General features: G+C 67.4%; 19 protein-coding genes. 12 read left to right on the forward strand and 7 right to left on the reverse strand.

Translation table 11 applies throughout. The annotated features are described in order from the left end of the window. Positions 1-67: 67 nt before the first annotated feature. Genes J7I79_RS01080 through J7I79_RS01090 form a run of 3 tightly spaced genes read left to right on the forward strand, consistent with a single transcriptional unit; the run spans position 68 to position 3,159 of the window. The gene (locus J7I79_RS01080; protein WP_251042248.1) at positions 68-2,230 is read left to right on the forward strand and encodes a penicillin acylase family protein; all 2,163 of its coding nucleotides are present in this window, start codon (positions 68-70) and stop codon (positions 2,228-2,230) included. Next, on the forward strand, positions 2,217-2,810 hold the full coding sequence (locus J7I79_RS01085) for a GNAT family N-acetyltransferase (protein WP_214949192.1): 594 nt from the start codon (positions 2,217-2,219) through the stop codon (positions 2,808-2,810). Before J7I79_RS01080 ends, J7I79_RS01085 begins: the two co-directional genes overlap by 14 nt. A 46-nt stretch (positions 2,811-2,856) precedes the next feature. After that, on the forward strand, positions 2,857-3,159 hold the full coding sequence (locus tag J7I79_RS01090; RefSeq protein WP_214949194.1) for a hypothetical protein: 303 nt from the start codon (positions 2,857-2,859) through the stop codon (positions 3,157-3,159). 149 nt (positions 3,160-3,308) lie between these two features. On the opposite strand, the gene J7I79_RS01095 is transcribed toward J7I79_RS01090, so the two are convergent. From J7I79_RS01095 to J7I79_RS01110, 4 genes are all read right to left on the reverse strand, one after another. Then, entirely contained in the window at positions 3,309-3,686 is a 378-nt protein-coding gene (locus tag J7I79_RS01095; protein WP_214949196.1) for a hypothetical protein, read from the reverse strand. After that, positions 3,686-4,159, reverse strand: coding sequence for a hypothetical protein (locus J7I79_RS01100; RefSeq protein ID WP_214949198.1), 474 nt, complete (start codon positions 4,157-4,159; stop codon positions 3,686-3,688). Before J7I79_RS01100 ends, J7I79_RS01095 begins: the two co-directional genes overlap by 1 nt. Positions 4,160-4,690: 531 nt before the next feature. Further along, on the reverse strand, positions 4,691-5,140 hold the full coding sequence (locus J7I79_RS01105; protein ID WP_251042249.1) for a nitrilase-related carbon-nitrogen hydrolase: 450 nt from the start codon (positions 5,138-5,140) through the stop codon (positions 4,691-4,693). After that, positions 5,137-6,360 (reverse strand): MFS transporter, encoded by a 1,224-nt coding sequence (locus tag J7I79_RS01110; RefSeq protein WP_214949200.1) that lies wholly within the window; start codon positions 6,358-6,360, stop codon positions 5,137-5,139. The genes J7I79_RS01105 and J7I79_RS01110 overlap by 4 nt, the downstream gene beginning before the upstream one ends. A 92-nt stretch (positions 6,361-6,452) precedes the next feature. Between J7I79_RS01110 and J7I79_RS01115 the strand changes: the two genes are divergently transcribed. The 9 genes from J7I79_RS01115 to J7I79_RS01155 all read left to right on the forward strand — a co-directional run bounded on the left by J7I79_RS01115 (position 6,453) and on the right by J7I79_RS01155 (position 17,449). Beyond that, the gene (locus J7I79_RS01115) at positions 6,453-7,022 is read left to right on the forward strand and encodes a TetR/AcrR family transcriptional regulator (RefSeq protein WP_214949202.1); all 570 of its coding nucleotides are present in this window, start codon (positions 6,453-6,455) and stop codon (positions 7,020-7,022) included. A 123-nt stretch (positions 7,023-7,145) separates the two neighbouring features. Further along, positions 7,146-8,387 (forward strand): NYN domain-containing protein, encoded by a 1,242-nt coding sequence (locus J7I79_RS01120; protein ID WP_214949209.1) that lies wholly within the window; start codon positions 7,146-7,148, stop codon positions 8,385-8,387. Between the two features lie 97 nt (positions 8,388-8,484). Beyond that, positions 8,485-10,359 carry a Na+/H+ antiporter gene (locus J7I79_RS01125; RefSeq protein WP_214949210.1) on the forward strand — a complete coding sequence of 625 codons (1,875 nt, stop codon included), beginning with the start codon at positions 8,485-8,487 and terminating at the stop codon, positions 10,357-10,359. Positions 10,360-10,505: 146 nt separating this feature from the next. Next, complete coding sequence (locus J7I79_RS01130; protein ID WP_214949213.1) at positions 10,506-11,399, forward strand: MurR/RpiR family transcriptional regulator; 894 nt, start codon at positions 10,506-10,508, stop codon at positions 11,397-11,399. Positions 11,400-11,489: 90 nt separating this feature from the next. Further along, positions 11,490-12,419: an NAD(P)-dependent oxidoreductase gene (locus J7I79_RS01135; protein WP_214949214.1), complete on the forward strand. Its 930-nt coding sequence runs from the start codon at positions 11,490-11,492 to the stop codon at positions 12,417-12,419. 9 nt (positions 12,420-12,428) lie between these two features. Further along, positions 12,429-13,976 (forward strand): aldehyde dehydrogenase, encoded by a 1,548-nt coding sequence (locus tag J7I79_RS01140; protein WP_214949216.1) that lies wholly within the window; start codon positions 12,429-12,431, stop codon positions 13,974-13,976. Positions 13,977-14,004: 28 nt separating this feature from the next. Continuing rightward, positions 14,005-15,228 carry an amidohydrolase gene (locus J7I79_RS01145; protein ID WP_214949218.1) on the forward strand — a complete coding sequence of 408 codons (1,224 nt, stop codon included), beginning with the start codon at positions 14,005-14,007 and terminating at the stop codon, positions 15,226-15,228. Further along, positions 15,225-16,601: a DUF3100 domain-containing protein gene (locus tag J7I79_RS01150; protein WP_214949220.1), complete on the forward strand. Its 1,377-nt coding sequence runs from the start codon at positions 15,225-15,227 to the stop codon at positions 16,599-16,601. Before J7I79_RS01145 ends, J7I79_RS01150 begins: the two co-directional genes overlap by 4 nt. A 98-nt stretch (positions 16,602-16,699) precedes the next feature. After that, a complete protein-coding gene (locus J7I79_RS01155) occupies positions 16,700-17,449 on the forward strand; it encodes an ABC transporter permease (RefSeq protein WP_214949222.1) in 750 nt (249 codons plus the stop codon). Positions 17,450-17,552: 103 nt separating this feature from the next. Here J7I79_RS01155 and J7I79_RS01160 read toward each other — a convergent pair whose 3' ends face one another. Genes J7I79_RS01160 through J7I79_RS01170 form a run of 3 tightly spaced genes read right to left on the reverse strand, consistent with a single transcriptional unit; the run spans position 17,553 to position 21,255 of the window. Further along, positions 17,553-18,944, reverse strand: coding sequence for a GntP family permease (locus tag J7I79_RS01160; RefSeq protein ID WP_214949224.1), 1,392 nt, complete (start codon positions 18,942-18,944; stop codon positions 17,553-17,555). Positions 18,945-18,968: 24 nt separating this feature from the next. Beyond that, positions 18,969-19,604, reverse strand: coding sequence for a bifunctional 4-hydroxy-2-oxoglutarate aldolase/2-dehydro-3-deoxy-phosphogluconate aldolase (locus J7I79_RS01165; RefSeq protein ID WP_214949226.1), 636 nt, complete (start codon positions 19,602-19,604; stop codon positions 18,969-18,971). Then, positions 19,594-21,255, reverse strand: coding sequence for an amidohydrolase family protein (locus J7I79_RS01170; RefSeq protein ID WP_214949228.1), 1,662 nt, complete (start codon positions 21,253-21,255; stop codon positions 19,594-19,596). Before J7I79_RS01170 ends, J7I79_RS01165 begins: the two co-directional genes overlap by 11 nt. Positions 21,256-21,263: the final 8 nt, after the last annotated feature.

The following is a 21,263-nucleotide window of genomic DNA, read 5'->3' on the forward strand; positions in this document are numbered from 1 at the left end:
TTCGCCGCCTTATTCTTCTTGTTAGCTAAGCCTTACCTAACTAGATGAATCCGGGAGACTCACGTGCATGCTGCACCGCGACGCCATCCGCAAGGGGTCTCCGCCTATGCCCGCTGAGACGTTCCGCGACGAGTGGGGAATTCCGCACCTGCGGGCCGACAGCGCGGATGAACTGGCGTTCCTGCAGGGCTTCAACGCGGCCACGGACCGGTCCTGGCAGATCGAAATGGAACGGTGGCGCTCGGAAGGCAGGACAGCCGAGATGCTGGGAGCCGACGGGCTCGAATGGGACCGCTTTGCGCGGCGGACGCGGCTCGACGACACCGCGCGCCGCTGTTTCGCAAACCTGGATGCTGCCACGCGGGGCTGGTGCTCGGCCTATGTCGAAGGCATAAACCACGCCCTCGCTGCCGGACTCCGGAACGCCCCCGAGTTCCGGGACACGGACACCGTGCCTGCTTCCTGGAAGCCTTGGACGCCCCTGGGGGTTTTCCTGGTCCACCACATTCTCTTCGGTACCTTTCCCAACAAGCTCTGGCGTGCGCACGTGACCCAGACCCTCGGCGCGGGGGCGGTGGAGCTGTTCAGCATTGAAGCTCCGGTGTGGGCCGGCAGCAACGCCTGGGCGGCGGCGGGCAGCCTGACGCAGTCCGGTTCCCCGCTCATTGCCGGGGACCCGCACCGGCTGATGGAACTCCCGGGCGTGTACCAGCAGGTGCGGCTGGCATGCCCGGAGTTCGACGTCGTCGGCCTGGCCTTTCCCGGCGTTCCCGGGATCCCCCACTTCGGCCACAGCGGGACGGCGGCCTGGGCCGTCACCAACGCCATGGCGGACTACCAGGACCTCTACAGCGAGCAGTTGCGGCGCGAGGGAGACGTGGTGCTGGCCCTCGGACCCGACGGCGCGCGCCCGGTCCTGGTGCAGCACGAGGAAACGATCCTCGTCCGCGGTTCCGCTGCGGAGACGGTTGAAGTCATCGAAACGGAACGCGGCCCGGTGATCTCCGGAGGGGTCGAGGGCGGCGCCCTCAGCCTCCGCACGCCGGCACGCGTAGCGGGAACGCTGGGCTTTGAAGCGCTGCTGCCGCTCCTGCGGAGCCGTTCCGCGGACGATGTGGAAACAGCGCTGGAAGCCTGGGTGGAACCCGTCAACTGCGTGCTTGCGGCCGATTCCCAGGGCGGCGTGCGCCAACTGGTCGCCGGGAAGGTCCCGGTCCGAAGCCGGGAGAACCGGGTCCGTCCGGTCCCGGCGTGGTCAACGGAACACCAATGGACCGGCGGCTGGGAGGATCTGCCCGGGACTCCGGTGCCCGGGCTGGCGGTCAATGCCAACGACCGCGATTCCGGCGGCGGGGACCGGCTCGGACTGGAGTTTGCACCTGCCCACCGCGCCCGGCGGATCCGGCAGTTGCTGGAGGAGGGCGGCACGGGGCTGGACGCCGCCTACATGGAGCGCATCCACATGGACAGCCTGCTCGGTTCGTGGCCCGTCTTCCGTGCACTGCTGCAAGGGCTCACACCCCGGTCCGAAGCCGACCCGGCGTCCGCAACCGGCCCGCTGTCCGCAACCGCGCGGGCGCTCCGCGCACGGCTGCTGGAATGGGACGGCCAGATGCGCGCGGACAGCGGCGATGCCGCTGTCTTTGCAGCCTGGCGCTCGGCCTTGGTCACCGCGTTGGCGGCCGCGCCGGCGTTGAACCGGCTGGCTGCCGCCAACAGCTACGCTCCCCTGTTCGCTCCCTGGCTGAATCCGGTGGCGCGCGTGGGATTCGCTTTGGAGACACTCCTCGCGAAGGGCCCGGCGTACGGCATCGACGTCACCGGGGCAGCCAGCCGCGCGCTGGAAGAAACAGCCACCGCAGCTCCGTCAGGAACATGGGGCGGCAGCCATACCGTGCTGCCGCTGCACGCCCTGGCCGACCACGGCACGGCCGGGGCCGCATCAGTGCCCACCGTCCCACTCACCCGGCTGTCCGGCGACACCGCCTGCGTGCTTTCCACCGAAAGCCTTCCCGGACTCACCGACAGGTCTTTCCGGGGGCCTGTGGCCCGCTACGTCTGGGACCTGGAAAACCGTGCCAACAGCCGCTGGGTGGTGCCGTTTGGCGCCTCGGGCCTCCCCGAAAACCCGCATTTCGCCAGCCAGCTGCCCCTGTGGGCGGCCGGCGACTTCATTCCCATCATCACTGCCTGGGAGCAGCTCACCAAGGAGAACCATGACCCGCGCTGACACCGCCCTGCCTCTCTCTGCCAGGGAGTCCGCCTACGAGGAGGACCTGCCCGCGCTGGGCCGGCTCCGGCTTGTCCGGGTCCTCCCGGAGGCCGACGCCGACCTGATCTACAGCTGGGTGCGGGAGGAACGGGCCCGGTTCTGGGGCATGCGTGACTGGAGCCGGGACGAAGTCCGGGACATCTACGAATTCCTGGATGGGCTGGATACGCACCACGCGTACCTGATGTCCGTGGCGGACAGCCCGGTGGGAATCTTTCAGAGCTATGAGCCGCTCGAGGATCCCGTGGCCGAAGCGTACGCGGCCCGCCCCGAAGATACCGGCATGCACCTCCTGCTGGCTCCTGCCACCCGCCCGGTACGGAACTTCACCCCCATCCTGGTCGCCGGACTGGTCCGTTTCCTGCTGTCGGATCCCGCCAAGGACCGGGTCGTGGCGGAACCGGATGCCCGGAACGACAAGGCGATCCGGCGGTTCCACGGCTGCGGCTTCGAACCGGGATCCAAGGTGCGGCTCGCGGAAAAGGAAGCGCAGCTGGTGTTCCTGACCAGGGCAAAATTCGAATCACAGGAGTCCTAGCGGCCTTCCGGAAAGCCGCGATCATCCCAGAGGAAAGGTGTAATCCGTGCAGCAGGCCCTTCTTTTTCCCACCACCCGAAACCACGACCACCTGTACGGCCTGGCCAGCCATCTGTGGATCGGGGACGGCCTCTATCCCACCGTCCATAACCGGCGGGATCCCTACGCCCTGCCGGCCTTCGACATCAACGGCCAGTGGGTGTACCCGTCCCGGTACAACAGCTATCTGTCACCGCAGCTGCCCGTCTACCTCCTCGAGGAGGACTATCTTGTCTCAACGGGGCACGGCGAGGAGCCGCCCGGACTTCCGTTCTTCGAAATCCGCTGCATGTGCCTGCCCCAGCTGTAGGGCTAATTGCGGCCCAGGAAACTATCCGAAGGGCACCGGACACTATAGGTACGGGAAAAGCCGACGGTCAACCGGGCCGACAGCAGTCAGGCCCTGGATTTTGTCCAGGGCCTGACTTCAATTTATGGGCATCGTCATGACTTCCACATTCAAGTGGCTGTTTCTGAGGGATCCCCGTAAAACCGGCCGAAACGGTGGAGGTACAGGTACATGCCGAGGAAGGTGACTACGCCCAGGAGCGGCCCTGCCCAGATGGCAACCGGAGTGCCGTGGATGAGTATCGCGGCGGCTCCGAATATGCCTCCCGCGACGCCTACTCCGGGGGTGGCAGTGGCGAGCTTGCCTTGGACGTTTCGGCCTACCTGACGGTATCGAAGGCCGTGCAGGACGCCGAAGAGGATAAAGGCGGCCCCCATAATCAACGGCCACGGCCATTCGGCCATTGCTACAACGCTCAGGGTCAGCCCGTACATGGCGGCCAACACCAACCAATAGTTCCGTACAGTGGTGGTGACTTTCGTGTTCATCAGCATCCTCGGTTGAAGTCAATCACGGATCCGGCGATGGCCATGGCCGCTGAGCAACCAAGCGCAGCCATGGGGCCGAAGAATCCCAAAGCGCCGCAGAATGCGGCATTGGTGCCCCACCAAGCCCAGAGGGCAGCCCAAGCCGACGGGCACTGCGGGAACATCGGTTTCATGGACATGCTGCCTTTACCGCCACCGGCCATCGAAGGTTTCGCCTTAATGATTTTGGCTACCTTGGTGTTGTTGGGCCCATCGCTGACGTCGAGTGAAAGATACCCGGTGTCGGTGAGCTCGACCAACGATTTAAGTACGTCAGTAGGCATGGAAGCGGCCAGGAAGTTCTGTTGAAGTCCGCTGTCGAATCGACTATCGGACGACAGAAAGGTGGTGAGCGGCTTGGATTTCTTTATGATGCGAAGCCGCTCAGCGAACCCGGCCGGGTCGCTTGATCGAGCTTGCTCAAGTCGTTTCATGGCCTCGTCTGTCTGGGCCCGGGTCGGTTGGAGCAACGCGACCCCAGACCCGGTGCCGGCCACGGTGCGCGCTCCGGCGGCACTGGCAGGCCCGACGGATGCCAAGAAGACCGCAATTACTGCCACAATCGTAACGACTACTCGACAGGCTTGTTTCCAAGCGCCAATTGTTAAAAACATTTGAATTCCCCCAATACAGACTCCACCCACTCTTGCTGAGCAGGCGCACTACCGCGCGACCATTACAGGGCGCGGAAGCGGGGTCTAGGCTACAAACCCCACCAAGGTGATGCAAGTCAAATGGGCACCGTCCCATATTGAGGACTGGCGTGAGGCGCTTACGTTCGGGCGGGCTCGAAGCCTTGCGGGGTCCACGGCGAGGAGAACCGCCGCGAGCCGCGCGTTGAGCTCGAAAACACCGCGGCTGCTCGCCACCCCGGCTACGCCGGGCACTTGGTGGGGAACGCGCCCAAGCAAGCGGACGACGGCGGGAGGTGCCGCCGTCGTCCGCTCGCCGTTGCCGGCGGTGCTTTAGCTCCATTCGGGCGGCTGGAAGCTCGCTCCATCGAACATGGCGTAGGCGAGGATACCGCGCTGGTCCTTGAGCTGGGACCACGGTTTGTTGATTCCAAACGTCCCGTAGCGCCGGGCCTGCGTCACCCGGTCCAGGTCCAGGACGCCGTAAAGGATCTCCTCCCCGCCCCGGGCCTGCTGCATGATGGTCCCTTCCGGGTCAACGATGACGGTGTCGCCGACCCCTGAAGGATCCGCCCCGTTGACGTTCACCACGAAGACCTGGTTGACGAAGGCATTCGCCCGGGACATGACCACTTCCATTTCCCGGTCCCGCGTGGTGGTGAGGGTCGGCTGGATGATCACCTCGGCTCCAAGCCAGGCCAGCTGCCGGGAGACCGTGTGGCGCCGGACGTCGTCCGCAGTGTAGTTGCCGCCCGGACGCCGGCCCGGTCCCATGCGGCTCATCTTTCAGCCTTGGACTGGCGCAGCATGCCGCCGAGGGCCAAAGCCGAGAGGACGATGACAATGCCGCCCACCACGATTGCTGTCAGTTCGATTCCCCACATTGATGCGAGCAGCCCGGCCGCGATGGCCGGAACGCTCATCGCGAGGTAGCTGATGACATAGACCGTGGACAGCAGCGAGGCCCGTTCGGACGCCTTGGCGAGCGGCATTACCGTCCGCATGGCGCCCTGGAACCCTGTTCCGAAGCCGGCCCCCGCCACGACGACGCCGAGGAACAAGAGGACCGGCTGGCCGGCGACCACGGCGCCAAGGGTGACCGCGACGCCGGAAAGGAGGGCAGCCGCGCCACCCACCAGGACCCGCGCGGCCGGGCGGCGGCCAAAGGTGAAGACGGCTACGGCTCCGCTGGAGGTCAGCGCGAACACCAGCCAGCCTCCCACCATGGGTGAGGCGGAGCCGGTCTGAACCCGCGCGAGGCTTGGGCCAAGGGACAACACAAAACCACCGATGGCCCACACGGCGATGAGCACCGGGGACGCGACCAGGAGTGCCTTGCGGGCAGCGGGCGGGACGAACACGCTGATCCGTAGGGACTTCAGGGCACCCGGACGCCGTACCGCCGACTCCGGCAGAAAAAGCGCGGCCACCAGCAGCAGGGCGAACACCGCAATCAGAATCACGAAAACTTCCATGGCGGGGGCGGGAGCCGAAGCTGCCAGGGCTGCAGAGCCGAGCGCGCCCACGGCCATGCCGATGATCGGTGCCACGCTGTTCACCAGAGGGGCACGCCGCGGGGCAAGATCCGCGAGCGCTGCCCCCAAGGCCGCCGTCGCCGCCCCCGTGGCGACGCCCTGCAGGATGCGGGCTGAGATAAGTTCCGCGGCGCTGCCGGAAACGGCGAAGACGATCATGGCTGCCGTTTCCAGAGTCAGGGCGCCAAGAATGACGGCACGCCGGCCCAGATGGTCGGACAGCGAGCCGATGATCAGGAGCGCGGCCAGAAGAGCCAGCGCATACGCGGCGAAAACAACCGTCACGGTGAACTGCGTCAGATGCAGCTGCTCCTGGTAGATGGCGTAGAGCGGCGTTGGCGCGCTGGACGCCGCCAGGAATGAGACGGACATCAGCACCTGCACCACAACCGCCGCCCGGGCGCCCATTCTGGCGGGAAAAGGAACCTTGGCTGGCGCGGCGGATCGGGGAAGATATTCTGTGGTCACGAACAACACCTCTCAAAAGCAAACCGTTTGCTTTTATACCAACATATGATCGATTGACCGCAAAAGCAACTGGTTTGCGTTAGTATGGACGAATGACACCCCTCGATGGCTCCCGCCCCGGCGGCCGCAGCGCCCGCATCCAAGAGGCCGTCCATACGGCGACCAAGGAACTGCTTGCTGCCACAAGCCGCGATGACCTCACCATTCCCGCTATTGCGGCGCGGGCGGGAGTGAACCCGACCACCGTCTACCGCCGCTGGGGTGATCTTCCCGCGCTGCTTTCGGATGTGGCGGCCGACCGATTCCGCCAGACCGAGCCGCCTGCCGAAACCGGCTCCCTCGAAGGCGACCTCGCCGCCTGGGCGGAACAGTTCCGGGAAGAGATGGCCTCCGGACCCGGGCGGTCGTATGTGGCAGATGTGCTTGCCGGCGATGCCACCGGAGACAACGCGGGGATCTGCTCGCGCTATGCCGCAGACTCAGTCTCGATCATTGTCCAGAGGTTCCCGGCGGCGCACGCTCCGGCGACAGAGGACGTCCTCGACCGCGTGGTTGCGCCGATCCTCTACCGCATCCTCTTCACCCGCGACCGCCCGACGGCAGGGTATGCCGCCGGGCTGGTCTCGGGGCTGCTGGCGGACGGGCGCCCGGAAGCGGGATAGTCAGGGCGCGAAACCCGGCGTATCTCAAAGGCGTCGTCCAGTTGCCCGCCCACGGATAGCCGGACAACGCCCTGGTTGGAGAAAAAGCTCCCACGTGCCCCGGGTTGCTGGCACACTAAGCCAATGAAAGACGCGCGCTCCCCCTCCCGACGCCCCGGCATCCGGGCCGCCATGTTTGTTGACTTCGACAACGTTTTTACGGGCCTGCAGGCCCTCGATCCGGCGGCGGCGAAGCGGTTCGCGGAAGACCCCAAACACTGGGCAGACGCGTTGTCCGCCGCGGGCTCGGGCGAGAGCGCCCGGCGCTTCCTGATCCGCAACTGCTACCTGAATCCGGTGGTGTACTCGAAGTACCGGACGTACTGGACGCGTGCGGGTTTTCGCGTGATCGACTGCCCGTCGCTGACGCAACGCGGAAAGAGCAGCACCGATATCAACCTTGTGCTGGACGCAATGGACACCCTCTCCGGGAGCGGCGGCATCGACGAGTTCTTCATCGCGTCGGCCGACGCCGACTTCACATCACTGATCCAGCGATTCCGGGCCGCCGACAAGATGACCACGGTGATCGCCGCCGGCGCCGTAGCCTTCGCATACCGCGAGATGGCGGACAACGTGGTGGAGTCCCACGACTTTGTGGCCATCCTGAACGGCACCACGGTGGAGCCGATCCACGCGGTGGCGTCCGTCCAGCCGCAGCGGGCGGAGGGGGCACCGAAGGCGAAGCCGAGGGCAAAGACCGTTTCCGCCGCGGTCAAGGAGGTTTGCGACTTCGTCCGGACTGCCCCGGGCCCGGTCGTCGGGGCAATGGTGGCCCACCGGGCACTCACAGCCGACCCCTCCCTGAAAACTGACTGGGGCGGCTACGGGAAGTTCGGAACCTGGGTCGCCCAGATCGGCCAGGGTGTTGAATACACGGCTACGCGCGGCGGCTGGGTCTGGGACGCGCAGAGGTTCTCCAGCGACGATCTGCCGACCGAAGCAGACGTCGAGTCCGGCATTGAAGAACGGGTTGCCAGGGTCACCGATGTGCCCGCACTCTCCGCCGCCCAGTTCCGGCAGATGTTCCTGGCCATGGCGGCGAGGCTTCGTGAGCAGCCTGCCAACCGCAACGAACTGGCCAAGCTTGTGAGAGATGACTGTGTCACGGCGGGCCAGCCGGTGTCCCGCGGCGCCGTGAATTTTGTCATTCAGGGCCTGGGATACGTCGATTTCCAGCTCACTGACACTGCGACGGCGGAAGAGCTGGCGGCGGCCTGGACGGACGACGTGGAAGAACTATGCCGGGTGGCACTGATGGAGTTCGACGACGCCGAGAGGCTGGCCCTGCGGCGCTGGGCCGGTGGCGGCTTCGTGGATGCCTAAGAGGCGTGGTCCTCCCCGACTCCAGACGCCCGCCACAAGCACCTCTGAGACGTTGAACGCGGGGCGCTTCGCCCCTCCCACCTGAAAGAATGGCTGAATGGAAGTCGCCCTGGGACTGCTTGTTCTCGTGGCGGTGGTCTGCGCCGGCAGCGCACTGGGCAGGAAACTCAACGTTTCGGTGCCGCTGCTGCTGGTGCTGGCCGGCGTCGCCGGTTCTTTCCTCCCGTTCGTTCCGCCAATCGACCTCAACCCGGAACTGGTCCTCGTGGGCCTGCTGCCGCCGCTGCTCTATGCCGCCGCGCTGCGGACCTCGCTGTTCGACTTCGGCTCCAACCGCCGCGCCATCGGGCTCCTCTCGGTTGGCTACGTCATTTTCGGCACCCTCACCGTGGGCTACGTGGTCTGGTGGCTCTTCCCGGAGATCCCGCTGGCCGCCGCCATCGCCCTCGGCGCCGTGGTGGCGCCGCCAGATGCGGTGGCCGCGACCGCCATCGCGCGGAAGGTGGGGATGCCGCGCCGGATTGTCACCATCCTCGAGGGCGAGTCACTGGTCAACGATGCCACCGCCCTGGTCTGCCTCCGCGCTGCGATCGCCGCCATCGCGGGGTCCGTGTCCGCCGCCGGAATCGCCGGTGGATTCCTTCTCGCGGCCGGCGGCGGCCTGATAGTCGGCCTGGCCGCGGCCTACGTCCTGACCCAGCTCCGCAAACGGATCCGGAACGTCGCCATCAACACGTCGACGTCGCTGATGGCGCCGTTCGTCGCCTACCTGCCGGCCGAAGCGATCCACGCCTCCGGTGTCCTCGCCGTCGTTGTTACCGGGCTGGTGATGGGAACCAAGGCGCCGTCCATGCCCAACGGCGCCGCACGGCTGAGCCAGCGCAGCAACTGGAACACAGTGCAGTTCCTGTTGGAGAATTCCGTTTTCCTGCTGATCGGGCTGCAGGTCCGGACCATCATCGACGGTGTCCAGGATGACTCTCTCGGTGCGGCCCGCATCTGGGCGGGCTGCGCGGTCATCCTGCTGGCAGTGCTGCTGCTCCGGCCAGTCTGGGTCTTTCCAGCGACGTACCTGCCCCGGCTGATCCCGTCCGTGCGGCGCAACGACCCGGCGCCGCCGTGGCAGTTCGCCGCAATTGTGTCCTGGGCGGGCATGCGCGGCGTGGTGACCCTGGCTGCGGTATTGGTCCTGCCCGCGGACCTCGAGCACCGATCCGTGCTGGTCCTGGCTGCCATGGCGGTGGTCGCCGGGACGCTCACGCTGCAGGGGTTTACCCTTCCGCCGCTGGTCCGGCTCCTGCGTGTCAGGGGCCCGGACCAGCGCGAGGACGCCCTGAACCAGGCTTCCCTGGTGCAGCTGGCCACCGCCGCCGGCGTGGAGCGGCTGCAGGAAATGCGCACCGACAACGATCCGCCGGAGGTCGTGGCCATGCTGAAGCGGCGCACCCAGGAGCGCGGGCTGGCGGCGTGGGAACGGCTGGGCCGCCCGACGTCGGAAGCGGCGACGCCCAGCCAGCGCTACGCCCAGCTGCGGCTCGCCATGCTGGAAGCCGAGCGGGCCAAGGTCCTGGAACTGCGGAGCGGCGGCCAGTACGCCCACGAGGTCCTCGGTGAAGTCCTGGACCGGCTGGACGTCGAGGAATCGATGCTCGACGCCTCGCTGGATGAGCTGGATGCCTCCGGCGGGGGCGGCGGAGAGGGCATCGCGAGGCCGGGCGGCGTATGCGGCCACCTGGAGTCCGCGGCGGACCCGCAGGTCCCGCCGGACCCGTTCTGCCCGGACTGCGCACTCGAAGGCACGACGACGGTACACCTCAGGATGTGCCTGGACTGCGGGAACGTGGGCTGCTGTGATTCCTCCCCGGGAAACCACGCGTCCCGGCACTTCGGGTCGACAGGCCATCCGGTGATGCGGAGTATCGAACCCGGCGAAAACTGGCGCTGGTGCTACGAGGACGACCTGCTGGGGTGACCAGGGAACGCGCGCGGCGCCGGCCGTTGGCCAGCCAGGTTTAACAGCCCGGAAACACAAAACTCTTCCTGCAATTCAAATTGCATAGTACATTTGATGCAAACGCCATTGCAGAGTGATCCAGATTACAGAGAAGAGTTCCCGCCGTGTCCAGTTCGGCATCGCCCGGTCATCCCGCCAGCAGCAACGGCGCCTCCGATCCGGCATCCGCCTGGCTTGGCGACGCCCTGCCGGACGTCCTCCTGACCAAAGCCCAAGGCCGGGTAGTGGAGGTCATCGTGCGCAATCCGCAGCTGTCCTCCTACGCGGACATCGCGGAGATCGCGCAGCGTGCCGACGTAAACAACTCCACCGTGGTCCGGGCCGCACAGCACCTGGGCTACCGCGGCTGGCCCGACCTTCAGCGCGAACTGCGCGCCCGCTACCTGGTGATGATCTCCACCGAGGACACCCTGGTGGAACACGGCGCGCACCGCAGCCCGCTCCACGATGCGCTGAACCACGACATCGAAAATCTCCGCCTCACCCTCGAAGCGAACACCGCCGACGAGGCCGAGTCAGCCATCGCGACGCTTGCCGGGGCACGGTCGATCACCGTAGTGGGCATGGGCTCCTTCGCCGGCCCGGCCAGCGTCATGGCACATCTGGGAACCATCATGGGCTACCCCATCGCCCTGGAGCCCCGCGGCGGAGTCCATCTCGCCTCCAGCGTCAACAGGCTCGGTCCCGGCGATGTCCTGGTGGTGATCAACATGTGGCGCTCCATGCGCGAGATCATCGCCGCCGCGGAGGCAGCGCACCAGGCCGGCGTGAAGGTCGTGGCCATCAGCGACATGCGACGCGGCCGCCTGGCCACGATCGCAGACCACCTGCTGGTGGTCGCCTCCGAAGGCATCTCCTTCTTCCAGTCCGTCACGGCAGCCAACTCGGCGGTCTACGGCCTGCTGACCGGAATGGAGGCTGCCCACCCCGAACGCAGCCGCGAAACCATCCGCCGGACCCAGCAGCTCTGGAAAGACCTGGACATCTTCTTGGACTAAGCGCATTCCCCGACTGGGCTGCACGTCCGCCGCCCGTCCATCCGTCCCACACCCCTTCCGCACTTCAGCAACATCCCCAAGGAGCATTCAATGAGCACCAGCATCGACCGCCGCATAGCCGTCATCGGCCTCGGCGCGATGGGCGGAGCCATGGCAGACACCCTGCGCCGGACCGGCTGGCAGGTCACCGGCTTCGACCCCTCCGAAGCCGCCAGGGCAGCCGCCGAGGCACGCGGCATTGCCACGGTGAGGGAGGCCAATGCGTTGGCCGGAACGCCCTACGTGGTGCTTTCCCTGCCGTCGGCAGCGATTGTCGAGGCCACCGTGCCCGGCCTGTTCAGCGCACCCGGAACAGTCGCCGTCGTTGACACCACCACCTCCGAACCAGCCACCAGCGCCGCGATGGCCGCCCTGGCCGAATCGAACGGCGCCGCGTTTGTGGATGCGCCTGTTTCCGGCGGCCGGGACGGCGCCGCCAGCGGTTCCCTCAGCGCCTTCGTCGGAGCCAGCGAAGCAGCCCTCGCCGCGGCCGGGCCCGTGCTGAACGCACTGACCGGCGGAAAATACAGCCACATCGGCGGCCCGGGCAGCGGCAACGTCGTCAAGCTGCTGAACAACGTCCTGGCCGCCGCCAACCTCGTGGCCGTGGGCGAAGCCCTCGCCGTCGCGAAAGCCTACGGCATCGATCCGGGCACCGCCGCGGCCAGCATCAGCGCAGCCTCCGGGGGCAGCAAAGTCTCCGCCAACATGTACCCCAACTGGGTGCTCTCCGGCACCCACGATTCCGGCTTCACCCTGGGCCTTATGGCCCGCGACGCCGCCCTGGCGGTGGACGTTGCCCGGCAAAAGGGTGAGAACCCCGCCCTGCTCGCCGCCGTCGTCGGCAAGTGGCAGGAAGCCCTGGCCGCCCTCGGCCCCGCCGCCGACTTCACCGAAATAGCCCGCATGGTTGCCCCCGGCATCACCCGCGCCGGCACTCCCACCAACCCGGTGGCCGCAGCCACCGCGCACCGCGCTTAAGGACCCTGCATGACCATCACAACAGCACCCACTTCATCCTCGACGGACACCGCCCGCGCCGTCCTCGACGCGACCTTCCCCGGCGGCCTCGGCGCCTTCATCGGCGGCAAGATGGTGCCGGGCAGCGGGGAAAGCATCACGCTGACCGCCGCCGCCACCGGCGCACCCTTCGCCACCTACACCGATCCGGGCGCCGAAGGGGCCCGGGACATCCTGGAAAGCTCCGTCCGCGGCGCCGCGGCCTGGGGCGAACTCAACGGTTTCGAGCGCGCGGCCATCCTCCGGAACGTCAGCCGCACGCTGGAGGCCCACACCGAAGAACTGGCCATCCTGGAAGCGGGCACCACCGGAAAACCCATCCGCGATGCCCGGGTGGAAGCCGCCAAGGTGGCCGAAATGTTCGGTTACTACTCCGGCTGGGCGGACAAGCTCACCGGACAGACCATCCCGGTGCCCGGATCCTGGCACACGTACACCGAGCGGGTGCCGTGGGGCGTCATCGTGGCCATCACGCCCTGGAACGCACCGATGTTCACCGCCGGCTGGAACTCCGCCGCGCCCCTGGCCGCCGGCAACGCCGTGATCATCAAGCCCAGCGAGTTCACTCCGGCCTCCACGATCCGGGTGGCGCAGCTGGCCCACGAAGCCGGGTTGCCGGACGGTGTCTTCAACGTCGCCCCCGGGCTCGGCCAGACGGTCGGCGCAGCCCTCACCTCGGACCGCCGCGTCGGAAAAGTCAGCTTCATCGGCTCCGTGCCCACCGGTCGACGCGTCGCGGTGGCCGCTGCCCAGGCCGGCATTCCGGCCCTGCTGGAACTCGGCGGCAAAAGCGCCAACATCGTGTTCGCCGACGCCGACCTCGAGCGGGCGGCCGACGGCGCCATTTCGGCCATCTTCTCCGGGGCGGGGCAGTCCTGCGTGGCAGGGTCCCGGCTGCTCGTGGAACGGAGTGTGCACGACAGGTTCGTGGAGCTGGTCGCGGACCGGGCCGCCCGCCTCCGCGTCGGGGATCCCCTGAGCGCCGACACCGAGGTGGGCCCCATCATCACGGCCCAGCAGTTCGCCACCGTCAAGTCCCTCATCGACGCCGGCATGCAGGACGGCGGGCGCCGGATCACCGGATCCGTGCTTCCGTCCCACCTCGCTGACTCAGCCCTGGCCGGCGGCCACTGGGTGATGCCCACCCTGCTGGACGGCGTGACGCCGCAGAACCGTTTGGAGACCACCGAGGTTTTCGGCCCGGTGGTCGGCGCGGATGCCTTCGACACCGAGGCGGAAGCAATCGCCCGGGCCAACAGCACCAGTTTTGGCCTGGCGGGAGCCGTGTGGACCTCGGACGTTTCCCGGGCACATCACGTGGCGCGTTCGGTCAGGGCCGGAACGTTCTGGATCAACTCGTACAAGACCATCCACGTGGCCGTCCCGTTCGGCGGCTTCGGCGACTCAGGCCATGGACGGTCCTCCGGTCCCGGCGTGCTGGACGAGTACACGCAGACCAAGGCGATCTGGGTGCCCACTCGGGCAGCTGGCTCCCCCTTCCCTTCCCTTTCGTACTAGCCCTTTCCTACCAGCAAGGCAGAGACCCGTGGAACTTACAGACACATCCAGACCCGCCGATGCGCTGAGAGCTGAGCTCAGCGAGGGAGTGGACCGGTGGAAACCGAGCGTCCAGGCCATGGCCAGGAGCATGCACGCCAACCCCGAAATTTCCTTCGAGGAAACCCGTTCCGCCGAGGCGGCCGCCTCGCTGCTCGAAGAGGGCGGCTTCAGGGTTGAACGCGGAAGCTGCGGCCTGCCCACCGCCTTCACAGCGACCGCCGGCAGCGGCGACCTCGTCGTCGCACTTTGCGTGGAGTATGACGCGCTCCCGCAGATCGGCCACGCGTGCGGACACAACCTGATCGCCGGAGCCTCAGTTTCCGCGGCACTGGCGCTGGCTCCGCTGGCCGATGAACTGGGCATCACCCTCAAGGCCATCGGCACCCCGGCCGAAGAGCACGGCGGCGGCAAAGTCCTCATGCTCGAACGCGGCGGTTTCGACGGCGTGGGCCTGGCACTCATGGTCCACCCGGTCCAGGACGGCCTGACCTACAACCCGGCCGGGACAAGCGCCCAGGCCGTGGGGCGGTACCAGGCAACATTTACCGGCAAGGCTGCGCACGCGGCGGCCGCTCCGCACCAGGCCGTGAACGCCGCCGACGCCGCGGTGCTGAGCCAGGTTGCCGTGGGCCTGCTCAGGCAGCAGATCCCCGGCGACCACAGGATTGCCCTGTACGTCGCCGAGGCCGGGCACGTCACCAACATCATTCCCGAGCGGGCCGTGGTGAACTTCGAATGCCGCGCCTTCACCCTGCCGGAGTACGAAGCGCTGCTGGAACGCGTGCGGCGCTGCTTCGAGGGCGCCGCCCTGGCCACCGGGACGCAACTGACCATTGAAGCCACGGAACCGCTGTACGAACCCCTGCTCCAGGACGATGCCCTCGCAGCCCACTGGACCAGTGCGATGGACTCCTTCGGCAAGGACACCTCACCTTCGGCCGGACTCAGCGGCGGCTCCACGGACATGGGAAACGTCTCCCAGGTCATCCCCAGCCTGCACCCGTGGCTGAGCATCCCGGGCGCGGACGTGCCGATCCACTCCCACGCCTTCGCCGCCTTGGCGGACACCCCGGAGGCATACGCGGTCATGTTCGAGGCAGCCCTCGCCCTGGCCTGGACCGTCGCTGCCGCCGCCACCACCCCCACGGAACGCGAGCGGTTCACCGGTGCCGCGTTCAGCCGCCCCACCCCACAGGAAGTCACACCATGAGTACCAGCACCACAACCGCTCCGGTCACCAGGGCCGGAACCAAGCTGACACTTCCCGTTGCGGCGCTGGCCCTCGCCATCGCCGTCACCGTCCAGCTCATCGGCCAGCTGAAGATCGATCTGGGCATCGGCTCGATCATCATCTTCCCCATGGTCTGGGGCCTCATCCTCGGCCTCCTGACCTCGGTCCAGAAGTTCAGGCCCCTCGGACTGGACCTCCAGCGGGTGGCGGCAGCCCTGGTGGGCGTGGCCGTGTTCCTGCTGGTGGCCCGGCTTGCCTTCAACATCGGCCCCAGCCTCCCCAGCCTCATCAAGGCCGGGCCGGCGCTGCTCCTGCAGGAGATCGGCCATCTGCTCGGAACCGTTGTACTGGCACTCCCGCTGGCCGTCCTCCTGCGCATGGGCAAGGCAACTGTCGGTGCCACCTTCTCCCTGGACCGCGAGCCCTCCTTCGCCATGGTCTCCGAAAAGTACGGCCCCGACTCCGACCAGTACCGCGGCGTCCTTGCCATGTATGTCTTCGGCACCCTCTTCGGCGCCGTGTTCATCACCCTGCTGACCTCGCTCGTGGCCAACTGGAAGATCTTCGACCCCCTGGCCCTGGCCATGGGTGCAGGCGTGGGTTCCGGGTCGATGATGGCCGCCTCCGCAGCCAGCATCATCGGCGCCTACCCCGGCGACCAGGAGGCCATCCTCGCCATGGCCGCCATCTCCAACCTGATCACCACGGTCCTGGGCGTGTACGTCGGAATCTACGTGGCCCTGCCGCTCGCCGACCGTTTCTACCGGTTCCTGACCCGCAAGCAGACGGCCCGCGAAACCGCTGCCGTCACGGCCGGCGCCCCCGCCGAAAGGACGCAGGCAGATATCGACCGGGAAGAAGCCCAGGCTGACGCCAACCGCAAATTCCGGGAACAGGTCGCCGCGTCATCGGCAGCCATCACGCTGCCGCTCTGGCTCTCCCTTTCGGTCCTGACCGTCCTCGGTGTGGCCACGGCCTCGATCGCGGCCAAGGGATTCAGCTGGTCCATCGTCGGCGGCTACGCCATCCTGCTGGCCCTGGTGCTCTTCAGCCTCCTCCTGGCCAGGATCACCCGGAAGATCTCCGCGATCGTGTTCATCACCACGATCGGGGCGTTCATCTCCAGCCCGTGGTTCTTCGGGGCCGAGCCGCTCAACGCGATGGTGAAAACCGTTGACTTCCTGTCCATCGCCACGGTCATGCTGACCCTGGCCGGCCTGTCGCTCGGAAAGGACATCCCCCTGCTGAAAAACATCGGCTGGAAGATCATTCCCGTCGGGCTGCTCGCCATCACCGCGTCGTTCCTGCTCTCCACCGTGATCGCCGAGTTCGCGCTGGGGCTCTGGCACTAACCGCCGCCGCTGCTGCACTGCGGCAAACGCAACGGACGACGACGGCGGGACCTCCCGCCGTGTCGTCCGTTTGTTGCCCCCGCCGCTAGGCTGGCAGCATGACTGAGTTGGGCGCGTTCGTTCCCACGCTTCTCTGCCTCTCCCTGCTTGTAGCCCTGACGATGACGGTCCTACGGGGGTTCAAGGCGCCGCACAGTACCGCGCCGGCCCTGGCAATCCTGCGCGGAGCGGCCCAGCTTGCCGTGATCAGCTTCGTGCTCAGCGGCGTCATCACCAGCCCCGTCTTCGTCACCGCCGCGCTGCTGATCATGTTCACTGTGGCGGCAGCAACTGCCGCGCGGCGCATCGGTTGGAGCTGGACGCGCCTCGGACTCGTCAGTGCTTCGATGGCCGCCGGCATCGCTGCCACCCTTGCCATCATTTTCGTGACAGGCGCCATCCCTTTCACGCCGCGCTACGCCCTGGCGATCGGCGGCATAGTCATCGGAAACGCGATGACCATCGCCACCCTCGCCGGCCTGCGGTTTGCGGAATCCGTGAACGACCGCTGGGAGGAGGTGGAGGGCTGGCTCGCCCTCGGGGCCACGCCGCGGCAATCAACCCGGGAACTGGCCCACGCCGCCGTCTACTCGGCCCTGATTCCCAGCACCGACCAGACCAAAACGACGGGGCTGGTCACATTGCCGGGAGCCTTTGTGGGCGCCATCTTCGGAGGCATCTCGCCGTTGGAGGCCGGGCGCTTCCAGATCATTGTCCTGGCCGCGATCATGGCCGCAGGCTCCATCACCGCTGTCATAACCATCGCCGCCCTGGCGCCCGTCCGCATCCGCCCCGACCGGCCGCACTGACCACCCGAGCGCGAACTGGCAGGTAACGCCCGCAAAACAAGGATTTGAGGGCATTATCTGCCCGTTCGCGCGTCGGCTATGGGCCGCTTGTTACAGCAGCCGGTCACCTGACGAACTGGTAGAGCAGTGCCGCCATGGCGAAGCCCACCACGGACAGCACAGTTTCCAGCACGGTCCAGGTCTTCAGGGTGTCCTTGACGGACATGTTGAAGTACTTAGAGATGATCCAGAAGCCGCCGTCGTTGACGTGGCTGGCGATGATGGAGCCGGACGAAATGGCCACCACGATCAGGGCAAGCTGCGGCTGGGAGAAGCCGGAGGCCAGGCTGGGTGCCAGGATGCCGCCGGTGGTCACGATCGCCACTGTGGCGGAGCCCTGGGCGATGCGCATGCCCGCGCTGATGACAAATGCGGAAAGGATGATCGGCAGCCCGGCCTGGGCCAGCGAATCCGCAACGGCCTTGCCAACACCGGTGGCGGACAGGACCGCGCCGAAGAATGCACCGGCGCCGACCACCAGCAGGATCATGCCCACCGGGCGCAGCGATGCGCCCGTGATTTCGCTGAGCTCGTCCGGCGTCATGCCGCGGCGGATGCCCAGGAGCCACATGGCCAGCAGCACGGCCACGGTCAGTGCGATCGCCGGGTTGCCGAAGAACGTCAGGGCGTCACGCACCGGGCCTGCGGGAGCGAAGATGTTGCCGAACGTACCACCGAGGATGAGGAGCATCGGCAGGCCGATGGCCAGCAGCACCAGTCCGATGGACGGTTCGTGGCCCTTGGCTTCCTCAGCCTCGGGGACGATCCGGTCCTCGGGAACGTTAACCATAACGCGCTTGCCGATCCAGGTGCCCCACAAGATGCCAGAGGCGAACCAGGCCGGAATACCGCAGATCAGGCCCATGAGGATGATCCAGCCGAGGTCCACGTGGAACAGGCCGGCGGCAGCAACGGGGCCGGGGTGCGGCGGCAGGAAGGCGTGCGTCACGGAGAGGCCTGCCAGCAGCGGCAGTGCGTACAGGGCGAGGGACTTGCCGCCGCGGATGGCCGCGACGTACACCAGCGGCGCCAGGACGAAGATGCCGATGTCGAAGAACACCGGGATGCCCAGCACGAAGCCGGTGATGCCCATGGCGAGCGGCGTGCCCTTCTCCCCGAAGATCTTCACGAGCCTGCCCAGCAGCACTTCCGCGCCGCCGGATCGCTCAAGGATGGCGCCGAGCACCGTGCCGAGGCCGATGATCACCGTGATGTGGCCCAGGATGCCGGCGAAGCCCTTTTCAATGAGGGCGTCGCTGCTCTTGGTGGCCGAGCCAACCAGCGCCTCCACCGAGATCCCGCCCACCAAGGCCACGATCACGCCGGTTCCCACCAGGGCGATGAACGGCTCGAGCTTGAGCTTGATGATCAGGAACAGCAGGAGGGCGATGCCCGCGCCTGCCAGGAGGAGCAGGCCGGCGGTGTCGTGCCGGAGCCAGTTCAGGAATTCATTCATGGAACGTGTCTTTCTCGGTTAGTCCTACTTGAGGGTGCCGGTGAAGGCGACGGCACGTGCCGCGATGTCTGCCCAGTTGCCGGCAGCCACTGCTGCGGGCGGGACCACGCTGGTGCCGCAGCAGACCGCGGCAGCACCGGCGTCGAGGTAGCTCTTGGCGTTGGAGGCGTCAATGCCTCCGGAAGGAAGCAGCCGGATGCCCGGGTAGGGGCCTTGCAGGTCCTTCAGGTACACCGGGCCGAGCTGCCGGGCGGGGAAAATCTTGACGGCGGCGGAGCCCAGATCCAGGGCCTGCGCCACCTCGGTGGGAGTCATGGCGCCCAGGCTGAAGGGGATGCCGGCGTCGGCGGCGACTTTGGCGACCTCCGGGCGGAGCCCGGGCGTCACCAGGAACTGCGCCCCGGCGTCGATCGCCGCCCGTGCCTGGTCCGCAGTCATCACCGTGCCGATTCCGACGGCGGCACCGTGCTCCGCGGCCGTGTCCGCCGCGCGCCGGACGTGGGTCAGCACATCAGGCGTGGTGAAGGTCAGTTCGACGGTGCGGATGCCGCCGCCGGCCAGTGCCCGGCAGAGGTCCGCGGCGTCCGGGATGGACGCGGCGCGGACGACGGCGAGGGTGCGGTCGGCTTCAAGCTGCCGGACGAATTCTTCAGGAGTCATGGGTGGGTTGCTTTCCTTCTCGGGTGAGTCCGTCGCTGCTGCGGCGCAGGGCACGGCCGGCGCGGACGCCGGTGGGTTGGCCTCCGTCGATGGCTGCCGCGCCGTTGACGAAGACGTAGTGGATGCCGGCGGCGGCCTGGCGCGGGTTCTCAAAGGTGGCTTCGTCCCGGACGGTTTCCGGATCGAAGAGGACCACGTCGGCTGCGAAGCCTTCGCGGACCAGGCCGCGGCGGTCAAGCTTGAGCCGTGCCGCTGGACGGCCGCTCAGGTGCTGCACGGTTTCTTCGAGGCTGAGCAGCCCGAGGTCCCGGGAGTAATGGCCGAGGTAGCGCGGGAACGTGCCCCAGGCCCGCGGGTGCGGCTTGGCTCCGACCAGGAGTCCGTCGCTGCCGCCTGTGTGCGTGCGGTGTTTCATGATGGCCTGGACGTTTTCCTCGTGGCCAACGTGCTGCAGGATACCGGTGCCGAGTCGGTCCTCGGTGAGGATGCGTGCAAAGACGTCGAAGGGCTCTGCACCCGTTTCAGCGGCGATGCCCGCGATCGTCTTGCCCACATGCCCGGCGAGCGCCGGGTTCTGGACACCGCTGATCTCCAGGGTGTCCCATTCGGCCACCACCCCGTGGCAGCCGTCGGAACCGTAGATCTCCACGCTTTCGCGGATCTTCGCGCGGGTTTCCGGATCGGCCAGGCGCTCCAGGGTGGCCCCGGTGCCGCCGGACGACGCCCAGCTGGGGAGGATGGCAGAGAGCGTGGTGGCTCCGGGTAGGTAAGGGTACGTGTCCAGGGTGATGTCCACGCCGTCGTCCAGGGCTGCGTCGATCAGGTCCAGCAGTTCGCCGGCGCGGCCCTTATTCTCCGCAAAATTCATGGTGGCGTGGGACAGGTGCAGCGCACAGCCGGTGTCCCGGCTCAGGCCGATCATTTCGGCGTAGGCGCCAAGCGCGCCCTTGCCGTAGGAGCGGTGGTGCGGTGCGTAGAAGCCGCCCAGCTCCCCCACCGTCCGGCAGAGCCCGGCGAGTTCCTCGGTGCGGGCATACATTCCCGGCGTGTAGGTCAGCCCGGAGGACATTCCCACGGCGCCCTCCTCCATGGCGGTGCGGACCACGTCCTGCATCCGCTCTTGCTGCCCGGGCGTGGGGTCACCTTCGGCGAAGCCCATCACCATGGCACGGACGGTTCCCTGCGGGACGAGGTAGGCGGCGTTGGTGGCGATCCTGCCGCCGTCGCCGTCTTCGCGGTCCAGCCGGTCGAGGTACTCGCCCACTGTCCGCCAGTTCCAGTCGAAGTCCGCGGGGTTGTCGTTCCAGCCGGCAATCTTCTCGCGGACTCCGGCCAGCGTGGCGTCATCCACCGGTGCGTAGGACAGTCCGTCCTGGCCCAGCAGTTCCGTGGTGACGCCCTGGCTGAGTTTGGCGTAGTGGTCCTTGTTGACCAGCAGCTGAAGGTCCGAGTGGGCGTGCATGTCGATGAAGCCGGGGCTCAGGACCAGGCCGGCGGCGTCGATCGTGCGGTCGGCGCCGGTTCCGGCCACCGTGAGGGATCCGGCGTCGGCGACGGCGGCAATCACCGGGCCGTCCAGCAGGACGTCCGCCGGGCGGCGGTCCGCTCCGGATCCGTCCACTAGGACGGCGTTGCTGATGAGGGTCTTCATGGCATGTG

This window comes from Arthrobacter sp. ISL-69 (assembly GCF_018613775.1).
Classification (GTDB): Bacteria; Actinomycetota; Actinomycetes; order Actinomycetales; family Micrococcaceae; genus Arthrobacter.